Source organism: Paenibacillus sp. G34 (assembly GCF_056856875.1).
This window is the reverse complement of record NZ_CM166469.1, coordinates 2,695,439-2,708,179: the sequence shown is the minus strand read 5'-3', so window position 1 is coordinate 2,708,179 and position 12,741 is coordinate 2,695,439. Positions and strand designations below refer to the sequence as shown.

Below are 12,741 nucleotides of genomic sequence, written 5' to 3'. Positions count from 1 at the left end.
ATATATACATCCCGTTACTGTAATTATTATAATTACGTTTTTACTCAATTGCAAATTTTATTTTTCCATTCCTTGTAAGACTGAAACGAAAGCGATGAAGAATGTAAAACAGGACAGAGTGTCCTCGGACGCCCCATCCTGTTCTTTTAACCATTCCGGGAGTTCAGAAACCCCGAAGTCAAAAACATAAACGTAGCTATATCTTCAGAAAAGCTCAGTAATACCTAAGGTATTCCTCAGTCAACTCATTGCTCAGTAACTCCGAACGTAAGCAAGCTTCTGCTCCATCTCTTCCACACATTCATAACAATCATGTTCGTCATTCGCCACCATTGGCGTAACCGGGTACAGATTCATCTCTGTGCGATTGTATGTTTTAAGCAGTGGCAGCAGTTGTGTCACTCTGGTATTGGCCGGATCGAGCCAGGTGTTGATCTCTTCATCCATGAGAATAGCCGGCATCTTACTGCCAAACTCACGGGTCGCAAGGTTCGCGCCAGCCATAAGCATCGTGCAGGTGCGGAGCGGTTGCTTGCGTGTATCTTTCCAAATCTCATACAGCCCTGCAATGCCAAAAAGTCCGCGATCCGGCATCACAACACGCACGGCATACCTCTTCTTACCTTCTTGTCGCCAGTAATACAGTCCGTTACAAGGAATTACACAACGTTTGGTTTCCACCAGTTTGTAATACGCGGGATTTTCATGAACCGTCATCAAATTGGCGTTCACCGCATCTCGTCCCCAAAATGGAATGAACCCCCATCGGAACTCATCCATTACACGCTCTCCATCCTGATGAAGAATGATGGGTGTATGCTGCGTTGGGCTAATGTTATAACGATTTTTATAGTAATACATGACTCGTTGTACCTGGAAATGATCCCGAACTTCGTCCAGATCGGCCGCGAGTGAAAAGCGTTCGCACATCATCATACACTCCTTTTCCTTAGTAAGGTTGAGTGTATTATTTGTGAGTTAAGGGAATTTATGCATACTTCCCCGGACAGAAAGTGACTTGTTGTGACAAGCATTCTCTTGTGGCACAGGCTTTTTCCTTTTTCCCACGACAAAAACAATGACTTGAGACTCATTTCAGGTTCACTTTTACTTGTTACTATAATAGAGAAAATATACATTTATTGGAGGTTTTAAGTATGAAAAGGAAGTTCTTGATGAGCCTGATGTTGTTCTCAGCGCTTGCGATGTTTGGCAGCACGATCTACGCAGCAACCTTTTTGAATTACGGCTACCCGAGCTCCACCATCCCGATCCGCACCTACAACTACGCTTCTGCATGGCAGGGTCCGATGGATACTTCTCTTGCCAACTGGAACAATGCCGGAGCTAAAGTGAAATTCGTCAAAACAAATAATGCTCAGAACACGATCACCGCTGGCAACTTTAACAATACCGCTTATGGTGTCAACTACGCCTCCGTCTCCGGCAATCAGGTTGTCAGCTTCCGCATCGAACTCAACGCCTCCACGATTACTGCAGATGCATCCAACTTATCCAACTTTATTCAAAGCGTGTTTGTCCATGAACTGGGTCACTCCGTCTGGCTTGGTGACAACCCGACAACAAACAGCCCTTCCATTATGTCTTACACGCGCAATCGTAATTCCATGACCAAACCGCAAACTTTCGATATCAATAATGTCAGATCCAGATACTAATACGACGTATGTAATTCATTCAGAACTTTCAAGCCTATTATCAGAACTTTCAAGCCTATTATAAGGAGGATTCCGATCTATGAAAAAGAATCGAGCACTCGTATTGCTTACCTCATGCATAATGATCCTGTCTGTCGTTGGCTGCTCTCCAGCCACTCCAGGTGCTTCTCCCCCAGAAGCTCCCCTCACGATTATCGCTTCCGAGGATTATCCCAATTATGGCAATGTTGACGCTTTGTCTGACCGGGCTGATACCATCGTGAAGGGCAATGTAATGCAGACCCGGGTCGAAGCTTTGGATGACTCCGTGCAGACTGACTTCCAAGATCCGAATATTAGTAAGGCCGCCGGAAGTTCGGCAGATGCACAGGTTTCTTTTGACAAAATCTATACGATCTATAGGGTTCAGGTAACTGAATCTTACAAAGGGGGTTACACAGCCGGGGATCAGCTTGAAGTCAAGCAACTAGGCGGCCAACTGGGCAACACCGAAATTGTCAATGATGACAGCCTCACGCTTATGCCAGCCAAAGATTATGTACTTTTTCTTGAGACCTATGCGGACACCCCTGCAAGCCTGCTGAACAGTGTTCAGAGTCTCTATGTAGTCAAACCTGCTCCGAAATCAGGTCAGGCCAGCCAGCAAACCGCATCTGAAGTGATTGTCAGTGCAAATCCGGAGAACGATCTGACGCTCAGCCTGAGCGAACTTGAACAAATCAAAAACGAACAGTCCAATCCATAATTCTTCTTTAATGCTTCTTTGCTCTACATAAAATAAAGGAACGTGCCGCTCGGAAAACCGGGCAGCACGTTTTTTATTATTGCTCTGACGACATCTCCACCACCCACAGCTAACATGTGGCATATACCGGAAGGGTAAACCAGAAGCAGCTTCCCTCTCCCTTGGTACTCTGCACCCCGATTTTACCTCCATGCCGTTCTACAATAGATTGAGCTATTGCGAGCCCAAGTCCCGCTCCACCATTACTTTTACTGCGAGCTTTATCGATTCGGTAAAACCGTTCGAAAATACGTGTCGTTTCTTCCGCTTCAATTCCCTCACCTTGATCGGTCACCGCAATTCGCAAAAATGCTCCCTGCTCTGTTGCAGTAAGCGTGATTGTGCCTTCAGGTGAAGAGTACTGAATGGCATTTTGCAGTAAATTGGAGAGCACCCGTTTCATCTGTGCAGGTACCATCATAGCGGCTGGCAATCGATCAGGCAGCTCAATCTCAACATTCAGCTGTTTCTCGGCAAGATGGAACGAAAAACTTTCGAGCGTGCAAAGCAGCAACTCGTCGACATGGCTGGGCTCCGGATCAAACGGCTCCCCTTGGGCTTCCAGACTCGATAGATCAAACAAGTCCTGTATGAGCCCTCCCAGCCTTCTCGTTTCAAGGCGAATCGTATTCAGATAACGTTGAAAGGTAGCTTCATCCTTGATCACATCGTCCTCGAGCGCTTCAACAAAGGCCTGAATCGACGCCAGCGGTGTGCGCAAGTCATGAGACACATTGGCAACCAGCTCTCGTCTGGCCGATTCGGAGTGATGCAGATGATCAAAGCTATCCTTTAGCCTGGCGCTCATTTCATTAAATTGCTGTGCGAGCAGTTTGAATTCCCGCGGTCCGATGAGAGGGACTTCCGTGCGGAAATCCCCTTCGGCCACTCGTATTGTATGTTCAGTAATACGTGATATTGATTTTTCCAAAGGCTTGGTCAGTACATACTGAATAACAAAGGAAAGTACCCCCACCCCAGTCGTTACCCCCGACAACCAATAAAACTGTTCAATCGTAAGCAGCATTTTGGAATAGCTAATGAACAAACAAATCAACAATACACCAATGCCTAGAAGACTCGACAAAACCAGATACGAACGTAGTTTCATGATGACTCACCTGCAAACTTGTAACCAATACCCCAAACGGTTTTAATATATTTCGGATCTGAAGCATTTTGCTCGATCTTCTCTCGTAATCTCCGAACATGAACAGTTACTGTGGTCGTATCTCCTTCGTAGCTAAAGTCCCAGATTTCACTTAACATCTGACTACGCGAGAATACCTGTCCGGGGTGACTCGCCAGCAAATACAACATCTCAAATTCGGTAACCGTTAAGTCAATCAGCCGTCCGTTAATCTCTACCTCGCGTTTCACAAAATCAATCGTCAGCCCTTCATAACGAATCGTATGTGAGGATTGTGCAGATGCAGATGAAACCTGTATCGTTCGCATTCTCCGCAATATCGCTTTGACACGCAGAACCAACTCTCTCGGACTAAACGGCTTGGTCAGATAATCATCCGCTCCCATCGTCAGACCCATCAGTCGATCCTGCTCTTCCCCGCGAGCGGTCAGCATCACAATGGGCACATCCTCGGTTTGCCGAATCTCGTTACAGATTTCCCAGCCATTTTTATGTGGCATCATCAGGTCTAGCACAATCAGATCTGGCGTGTGACTGCGCCACAGCTCAATCGCTTCCATGCCATCCTTAGCTGTTACAACGGTATAACCTTCCCTTTCCAGATACCTTCGGCAAACATCTGTTATATTACTATCATCATCAGCGACCATGATAACTTCATTCAATGAACTCACCCCATATTCAGAACAAGCATTTTGAATCATCATATCACAGGGTGATGATCATGCTTCAGTAAATATTGAGCTGTTTTACTTTCACTTTTTACGTTTATTTCATCGCCTTCACTTCATAGCCTTCATAGGCATCATATATTTGGAGATGACCATGTCCGTCACATATGTGTTGCCCTCATGGATTGTAGGCATCGACTTCAAGCTAACCTGCATGCCGTCTACCATCATTTTTTTAGAATCAACCCACATTTTAATGGTTTTAGCCGCAGGCATCATACCTTCTTCCATCATCATGTCGTCCTTCATCATCATATCGTCCTTCATCATCATGTCATCTTGCTTCATTTGGTCATCTTCCATCATGGTGTCATCTTGCTTCATCATATCATCGTCCATCATCATGTCACTTTTCATTTTCACATCATCTTTCATTGTCATACCATCTTTCATCATCGTGTCGTGCATTTTGTCCATATACATTAACGTTACCGACCGGTCTTTGCTGTCCCACATAATGCTGTAACCATACATTTTGGCCGCCTGTCTCAATTGAACAAGCTCCATGCCATCCTTTTTAATCATCTTCATCTCTGTAGCGCCTGCATTTGCTAATCCCGAAAAAGTTAAAGACATCATCAAAACTGCTGCTACCATCGCTTTTTTGCTTTTACTTGTTTTCATCATTGTTATCACTCTCCATGGTTTAGTTGCTTGCATGGACTACAATAAAGAAAATAACTTACGATTCTCTAAGCAAAATATTACGAAAGCATTACGATGTAAATATTTGTATCCCCCTGTAAATAAAAAACGGTTGAAATCCTCTTTTCGAGAGACTTCAACCGTATCATTCGTTTGGCTACGTCTTATTTTCAACTTGTCTAACAATTAGTTCACACGAATAAAATCAGCCATGGATCGAACCTGGACCGCTCCTGGATTCGAAATGACTTCTGCTTGCTGTAATCCTTCTCTTGAGGTGAACTTCACCTTTACCGGAAGACCAGGAATCAGATCAAAGAAGTTATCCGAAAACACCCCTTCGACTTCCGAGGACATCCAGACCTGTTTGGCAAGCACGTCACTTTCCAGCACCAGATGCACACCATCCTCATCGGCTCCTCCGCTGACCTTGATGTTGGCCGGCTGAAGCGCAAGCTCTTTGGCGGGCAAAAAATAGTGCTCCTGACCAATCTCCGTTACACCTTCTTGATGAAGATCCAACCGAAGCAGCGTTGTCGCAGGATCACGACCTTCAAGCCAATCTGCATTACGCAAAGATAACAACTTCTCACCAGAATTCGGCCCCAAGCTTACTTCGTGTGTTTCCTCCCGATGCACGGCTCCATCGAATCCAATCAAACGAATGTGTAATCTCCCCTCCACCGGTTTCAGTTGATCGGAAATCACATAGATATCGGTGACTTCTTCTTGAGTACCATCTACGGAGACCAATACATCATTGAAACTACGCTTCGCATAATATTGCAATGCCTTCCAGCGACCAAGATAATCCATACCCGCCCACGAAGCGACAGGCCAGCAATCATTCATCTGCCAATATAACGTGCCCATACAGTACGGTTTACGGCGGCGATGGGCTTCGATTGCCGTTTTCATTGCTTCTGCTTGAAGCACCTGACTCATATACAGGAAGGATGGGAAATCCTTCGGTTCATGCAAATACATATCCATATACTGCTTGATCAGTCGATTACCCGCACCATTCTTCTGATGTGCAAGCATGACCTCTGACTCCAAGGCCAAGTCTTCTTGCTCCGCATACGTGCGTACCGACTTGTATTCCGGAAACGACTGGAATCCATACTCACTCATAAAACGGCCGACATAAGTATTATAATTCTCAAAAGGCTCTACATTGTGCCACACGCCCCAATAATGGATATCCCCTTCCGATGTAGACGGATGAGCATGCTGTTTCTCGTCTCCTGTCAACGATACAATTGGGGAAGAAGGCCAGTAGTCGATGCCAGGTGCATACGCTTCGACCACTTCTGGCAGTAGGTCATGGAAAATCGCTTCATAATCTGCCCAGATGCGCTTGCGCTGTTCGGCGTTGTAATCTTTTTTCCAGCCCCAGCCACCATTTTCATTATAATGCGCCCAAGCCGAATCAATCTCATTGTTGCCACACCACAGTACAATACTCGGATGGTTACGTAGCCGTTTCACATTGTCAATCGCTTCATGGCGGACACTGTTCAGGAACGCTTCATCACCCGGATACATGCTGCACGCGAACATAAAATCCTGCCACACCATGATACCGTATTCATCACACAGGTCGTAGAACACATCCTCTTCATAAAAGCCACCACCCCATACACGCAGCATATTCATGTTGGACTCAGCGGCCGATATGATCTCATGCATGTACCGTTCTCGTGTCACTTCGGTGATAAAACTGTCATTCGGAATGTGGTTGGCTCCTTTGGCGAACACCGCAACTCCGTTCAATTCAAAATAAAAGGAAGCCCCGGCTTCGTCCGAATCGCGCACAAGACGGATGGAACGAAGTCCCGTTTTGACCTCGTAGGCTGCGACAGCACGCTCACCCTGAAGTACTTCGGCAGCAAATGCATACCGATACGCTTCACCCAGTCCACGGCTCCACCAGAGCTTTGGATTCTGAATCGAGATTGGGACCTCTACCGTATGGGAACCGGCTTGCAAAGATACGGCCTTCTCCCACCGCTGACCATCTGTGCCTACGCGAATAACGGTATCTATAGGCTGAGAGGTTTCCACTTCTACAACGGCGGTGACTTGTGCCAAAGAGGCATTCACTTCATTTTGCCGGATAAATAGATCATTAATTTTCACATCTGTCCATCCCTCAAGCCTAACTTCACGCCAGATGCCACTGGTGACAAAACGTGGCCCCCAATCCCAGCCGTAATGATATGGCGCTTTGCGAGCAAAGATACTTACTCGTTTATCCCCGAGACCGCCCACGTCAGATTGGTCATTGGATGCAGGCAAGGCATATCCCAGCTTTTCCAGCTTCGGCAGATCCTCCTGAATGGGAGAACGAAAATGAATGCGAAGCATGTTCCCCTGTTCCTTCACTAATGCTTTTATATCTGCCTTCCAAACCCGAAACATGTTATCCGTAGACAACACATGTGTATCATTCACATATACATCCGCATACGTATCCAGTCCGTCAAAAACAAGTTCCAAATGCTCCTGTCCATAGAGTGAGGCCTCAACATCAAAGATTGTACGATACTCCCAGTCCTTCTTGTCGATCCACTGTACTTCCCTCTCATTCGTTCCATAGAACGGGTCGGGAATTTTGCCTAATCTCAGCAGATCAGTATGTACGCATCCTGGCACCTGAGCCGGCATCCACTCCTGATCTTCACACGCCTTGAACGTCCAGTTTTCAAACAGTTGCGATTGGTTTATGCTCATGACAGCCTCCCATGTGGTTCGTAATAAAAGTTTTTTGTTAGGTTTTGTTATTACGATAGCAAACAATTAACAAAACAAAATTAACATGTTAGCTACATAATAGTCAATGCATTTGTTGAATCAAATCCATCTTATTATCTCATCCATCACAAAAAAAGACATAGAGAGCTACCTACCTCTCCATGTCTCTATGAATATGTTTTGTTTTTTCTTCCCAAACTCTGTAAAAACCAAAAAACTTTACTTCATTACGCTAACAATGAATGATACTCGTCCCGCATAATAAGTTCCGCATGAATCAGCTTACGTTCATGGGGAGCTTCGGGATTATTTATTCGCCACAAAAGTTGATCCACAGCTCGCGCTCCGAGATGCTCTTTGTGAATATGTGCCGTAGCCATAATAGGGTCATCCGTCCGCGTATTATCAAACCCTGTCACAGCACACTGTTCTGGAACCTGGACGTCACGACTCCGCAAAGCCTCAATCATAATGTAGGCAGTGTGGTCATTCGCACAGACGATCACCTCTGGAATATCTTCAAGGCTCATGTCTGTGATTGTTTGCTGCATATCCGTATACTCCTGCACCAACAGTCCCGCAGGCTGATCTGAGTGTAGCTGCATTTCCTCAAGTCCCATCCGATATCCCAACCACCGTTCCCTGAAACTAACAGCATCAGGCAACTGTCCAGCAAACAGGAACCGCTTGTATCCCTTGGTTGCAAGCATAATAACCAATTCTTTCATCCCTTTTACGTTGTCAGTAAATACCGTGTCCGTATGAATTGCCGAATCCTCGTGATCTACCATGACAAGCGGAATACGCAAACGGTAGATTTCCAGCAAAACTTGCGTCGAGATTGTACCCACCGTAATGACACCTCGAATGGCGTCTGGATTAAGAACCGAAAACATATCATCGGAAGAAGGCTCCGTGAGCGTCAAAATATCCATACCCTGCTCATTCAAACGCGCCGAAATCCCGTCGAATACAGGGCCCCAGTACAAGGAAGAACGATTTTGAGATCGTATATTGGGAAACAAAATCAATATGGTGCCTTCCTGTTTCTTCTCGAACTTTTTGCCAGAAGATATAGGAGACTCCATTGCTTTATATTTTGGTTCTATTTTAAAATAACCCAGCTGTCCCGCGGTTCTGACTATCATCTCGCGCGTATGCTCACTGACCCCCGGCTTACCCGTAAGTGCACGGGAAACTGCAAACTTGGATACTCCTGCAGCATCTGCAATCTGCTGCATGGTCACTCTTTTGCCCATCTTGCTCACCTGATTCTCCTGATTTTTCATCCAGTGTAGCATAAAACCCCGAATGAACAAAACATGTTTTGTTCTTTCGAGGTTTGTTAGGTTAGAAACTGAATAATCTGTGACTTCCGTTTATCTATGGCCGACTGTCTTCAACTAAACAACTTTAGATGATTCCCATCCATATTCAGCTAGCTCTATAACACCGGACGTTTTCTTCGCCTGAACACAGGCTGCGACAGCTTGATCTCCGTAATGAGTACGCCAATCAGCATCAACGCTGCTCCGCAGTATCCTTGCAGCGTAAGGGACTCCCCCTGAAAGATAAAAGCAAACGCAGCGGCAAATAGCGGCTCCAGCGAAAAGATCAAGCTCGTCCTTGTAGGAGAAGCATGGCGCTGGGCAAAAGTTTGCAAAATATAACCAAGCCCACTGCATAATATGCCAAGACCCAGGATCGATGCCCAAGATTCCGGTGTATCCGGCAGTTGCGGTGTTTCAAACAAAAATGTGGCTGCGGTTCCCCACAAAGCTGCTACACCCAGTTGAATGATTCCCAGTGTAAGAGGATCATGCTTCGGTGTATATTTACCTGCAAGCATAATATAAACGGCGTAAACCAATGCCGCCAGAATACACAACAAATCCCCGAGATGCAGGCTCATTTCATGTTGAAGCGTTAATAGTCCAAGCCCTGCTACAGCGACCACAATGCTGACACCTAGTCGTTTGTCCGGCAACCGACGGCGCATGACTGTCGTTATAATTGGCACAAAAATAACCGCCAAACTGATTAGAAACCCCGCCTGAGACGCTGTCGTTCGCTGTACACCATAAGTGATGAATACAAACGCGGCAAACAGAGCTGTACCCAGCACACCTCCAGCAAGGAACGTACCACGATCTACACTTCTCAAACGGCGGTGAAAGAGAATTCCTGCCGCTATAAAGGCGATTCCAAATCGTAAAGCAATTAAATTAAGTTCCTGTATGGATGCTAGTCCCGATTTCATAAACAGATAAGAAGAACCCCATATCACGGTTGCAAGCAGCATCTGCACGTCTGCTCTTCGTGATGTTTGAATCTGATTTCCCTGTAACCCACTCATCTTGCTTCTACCTTCATTCTACTATATAGTCTGAGCTGCGTTGTATGTACCAAACTAACTCGCCTTGGCAAGTATAAACGATCTCTTTGCATTATAAAAATGAATATTTATAATAGTTAATATGAAATAAATTCATGTATAGAAACATAGGCTAACTTGGAAGGAAGTCATTGTATAATGTCACTGATTAAATATGAAATTTTAAATACAGTTGTGGAATACGGCAGTCTGACCAAAGCCTCTGAAGCCCTGAATATTACACAATCGGCCGTCAGCCACGCTATCGCTAGTCTGGAAAGTGAATGTGGTTTCTCTTTGTTACATCGTAGCCGTTCCGGGGTTCGAGTCACCGCAGAGGGTGAGCGTATTCTTGGTTATACACGGGAGATCACCCGCTGGGCAGAGCTGATGAACCAGGAAATCTCCCTGATCCGCGGGGCAGAGATAGGTACGGTACGAATCGGTACTTTTGCCAGTGTCTCCACCCAGTGGCTTCCCGGTATTCTCAAGCAGTTCAGGCTCCGGCATCCGGGAATTGAGATCAAGCTGTGGGAAGGTGATTATGCCGAAATTGAAAACTGGCTGGCCAGCGGTGCCATCGACCTTGGCTTTTTGTCCCTTGGCGAATCCTCACCATTTGAAACCATCACATTGCAAAAAGACAGGATGATGTGCATCCTGCCTCTGGATCATGCTCTCGCTACCGAAACATCTGTGTCGTTTGAACTTTTACTGGAACAGCCTTTCATCCTTCCCAAATGGGGTGGAGACAACGAAATCGAACGTTTGATCCGGCAGCACGCTGCCAAATTAAACGTTGTCTATGAAGTTGCCGAGGATCAAGCCATTATGGCCATGGTTCGGAGCGGACTTGGCATCAGTCTGCTTCCCGAGATGGTGCTGCAAAATCATACCGACTCACTCGCACTCGTGCCACTTGCAGGTGACCCTTACCGAATGATTGGTTTAGCCTGTGCTTCGCTTCAGAATCTGTCGCCCGCAGCAAGACGTTTCATTGAAGAAGTCCAGCAATGGCTCAACTCTGGACGAGAAGATTTCCAGTCAGAAAGTTTAGTGTAGCATTTTGGATAGTCAACTAACGTGTTAACGATGCTTCTAACTTATTCCCAGACCCGATCAAGCTGATCCGCGTAGTAGCGTATCGCCCGGCTATAGTCCGTTATCCGCTGATCTCCAGAAGTTTCCGCGAGTTGAACGAGTAGCCGCTGCATCGCTTCTGCGTGCGCTCCAAGATTGTAAAGCACCATAGCATAGAACACTTCAAACTCCCGGTGCTCTGGAAATTCCGACATCCCGGTAAGCAGCCATCTTCTGGCCTGCTCGTATTGTCCGAGCGTACGATAAGTGCTTCCGAGACCAAGAATAGCCCCAGCCCGATCTTCTGACGACAGTTTCAGTTGCAATGCTTTTTCATAATAAGGTACAGCCTCGCTTTCCAGACCAAGTGAATCATGTGCCCATGCGAGTTGATACCAGCCTTCTCCATGTTGGGGCTCCAGCTCCGTAATTTGGTGCAAGAGCTCAATGGCCTCCTGTGCTTTGCCCTCCTGCCGCAACCGTATAGCTTGCTGCAAATCATTCATGTAGTTGTCACATCCAATAAAATTAATAACAAAAAGCACATTTTGAAAGACAGGAACAACTAGCGTTGTCCGCCTTTTCCCATTCAAAATGTGCTTTCTGCAGTGCGTTCAGTGCCCTTCATTCGATTCCGAACTAAGACCACGTTGTGTTCGCAACCATCACAATAAATATGAGCATGAGATAATTAACCGAGATCAAAAAGTTAATCTTGGCCCACTTCTCATCATCCTGTGTTTTCAACCCGCTAAGCGTATGTATAAACCAGATGATGCTACTAATCAGAGATATGATCAGAAATACCAGACCAACGTAATCAAAATAATACAGCAGGAATACGGCAGGAATCAGCAGAAAAACGTAAGGAATCATCTGCCACTTCGTGCGTATTACTCCTTTGACCACCGGTAACAACGGGAACCCGGCAGCACGATACTCTTCCACGCGGCGAATACCCAGCGACCAGAAATGTGGAGGTTGCCACAGGAATAACAGTGCAAACAACAACCAGGCTCCTGCATCAATCTCATTGGTTACTGCGGTATAACCAATCACTGGAGGCATCGCCCCTGCAATTCCACCCAATGACGTGCTCCACGTCGAAGTGCGCTTTAACCACATCGTGTAGATCACGATATACGCAAACCAGCCAAGCAAAGCCATCCAGCCGGATAGCGGATTCACCAGTAGAAACAATACAGCTAAACCAGCGACTCCGAGGACCAAACCGTAACCAAGAACAAATCCAGGCTTCAGATGATTAATGTAATCCATTCTTTTTTTCGTTCGTTCCATCTTTTGATCCAGTTCACGATCCCAATAGTTGTTAATGACACAAGCCGAAGCAATCACAAGCGTTGAACCAATAACGACCATAAGTAGAGATAACCAAGCGATATCCCATTTTGAAGCAACCCAGAAACCGACGGCAACCGCAAATACATTCAGCCTTAACAGTCCGGGCTTGGTTAAAGCAATCATGTCTTTAAGCATCAGAAGCCTCCTGAATGATGTGAAAACGCCATTCCTATAATGAT

12 protein-coding genes are annotated in these 12,741 nt (G+C 46.0%); 3 read left to right on the top strand and 9 right to left on the bottom strand.

What is annotated here, in order from left to right; translation table 11 throughout:
* Window positions 1–252 precede the first annotated feature (252 nt).
* Window positions 253–930 (bottom strand): SOS response-associated peptidase, encoded by a 678-nt coding sequence (locus tag AC1VYS_RS12525; RefSeq protein ID WP_482914507.1) that lies wholly within the window; start codon window positions 928–930, stop codon window positions 253–255.
* Between the two features lie 227 nt (window positions 931–1,157).
* Between AC1VYS_RS12525 and AC1VYS_RS12520 the strand changes: the two genes are divergently transcribed.
* Window positions 1,158–1,679 (top strand): zinc metalloprotease, encoded by a 522-nt coding sequence (locus tag AC1VYS_RS12520; protein ID WP_482914506.1) that lies wholly within the window; start codon window positions 1,158–1,160, stop codon window positions 1,677–1,679.
* A gap of 79 nt (window positions 1,680–1,758) precedes the next feature.
* Window positions 1,759–2,424, top strand: coding sequence for a hypothetical protein (locus AC1VYS_RS12515; protein WP_482914505.1), 666 nt, complete (start codon window positions 1,759–1,761; stop codon window positions 2,422–2,424).
* A gap of 109 nt (window positions 2,425–2,533) precedes the next feature.
* Here AC1VYS_RS12515 and AC1VYS_RS12510 read toward each other — a convergent pair whose 3' ends face one another.
* The 6 genes from AC1VYS_RS12510 to AC1VYS_RS12485 all read right to left on the bottom strand — a co-directional run bounded on the left by AC1VYS_RS12510 (window position 2,534) and on the right by AC1VYS_RS12485 (window position 10,102).
* Window positions 2,534–3,574 carry a sensor histidine kinase gene (locus AC1VYS_RS12510; protein WP_482914504.1) on the bottom strand — a complete coding sequence of 347 codons (1,041 nt, stop codon included), beginning with the start codon at window positions 3,572–3,574 and terminating at the stop codon, window positions 2,534–2,536.
* Complete coding sequence (locus AC1VYS_RS12505) at window positions 3,571–4,278, bottom strand: response regulator transcription factor (protein WP_482914503.1); 708 nt, start codon at window positions 4,276–4,278, stop codon at window positions 3,571–3,573. The genes AC1VYS_RS12510 and AC1VYS_RS12505 overlap by 4 nt, the downstream gene beginning before the upstream one ends.
* Before the next feature lie 117 nt (window positions 4,279–4,395).
* Window positions 4,396–4,971 carry a hypothetical protein gene (locus AC1VYS_RS12500; protein ID WP_482914502.1) on the bottom strand — a complete coding sequence of 192 codons (576 nt, stop codon included), beginning with the start codon at window positions 4,969–4,971 and terminating at the stop codon, window positions 4,396–4,398.
* A 204-nt stretch (window positions 4,972–5,175) separates the two neighbouring features.
* Entirely contained in the window at window positions 5,176–7,725 is a 2,550-nt protein-coding gene (locus tag AC1VYS_RS12495; RefSeq protein ID WP_482914501.1) for a beta-mannosidase, read from the bottom strand.
* A 248-nt stretch (window positions 7,726–7,973) separates the two neighbouring features.
* Window positions 7,974–9,035, bottom strand: a complete 1,062-nt coding sequence (locus tag AC1VYS_RS12490) for a LacI family DNA-binding transcriptional regulator (RefSeq protein ID WP_482934518.1) — start codon at window positions 9,033–9,035, stop codon at window positions 7,974–7,976.
* 155 nt (window positions 9,036–9,190) lie between these two features.
* The gene (locus tag AC1VYS_RS12485; protein WP_482914500.1) at window positions 9,191–10,102 is read right to left on the bottom strand and encodes a DMT family transporter; all 912 of its coding nucleotides are present in this window, start codon (window positions 10,100–10,102) and stop codon (window positions 9,191–9,193) included.
* A gap of 177 nt (window positions 10,103–10,279) precedes the next feature.
* On the opposite strand from AC1VYS_RS12485, the gene AC1VYS_RS12480 reads away from it, so the two are divergent.
* On the top strand, window positions 10,280–11,182 hold the full coding sequence (locus AC1VYS_RS12480) for a LysR family transcriptional regulator (RefSeq protein ID WP_482914499.1): 903 nt from the start codon (window positions 10,280–10,282) through the stop codon (window positions 11,180–11,182).
* Window positions 11,183–11,223: 41 nt separating this feature from the next.
* Here AC1VYS_RS12480 and AC1VYS_RS12475 read toward each other — a convergent pair whose 3' ends face one another.
* Window positions 11,224–11,706, bottom strand: coding sequence for a tetratricopeptide repeat protein (locus AC1VYS_RS12475; protein ID WP_482914498.1), 483 nt, complete (start codon window positions 11,704–11,706; stop codon window positions 11,224–11,226).
* A gap of 133 nt (window positions 11,707–11,839) precedes the next feature.
* Entirely contained in the window at window positions 11,840–12,697 is an 858-nt protein-coding gene (gene cyoE / locus AC1VYS_RS12470; RefSeq protein WP_482914497.1) for a heme o synthase, read from the bottom strand.
* Window positions 12,698–12,741 lie beyond the last annotated feature (44 nt).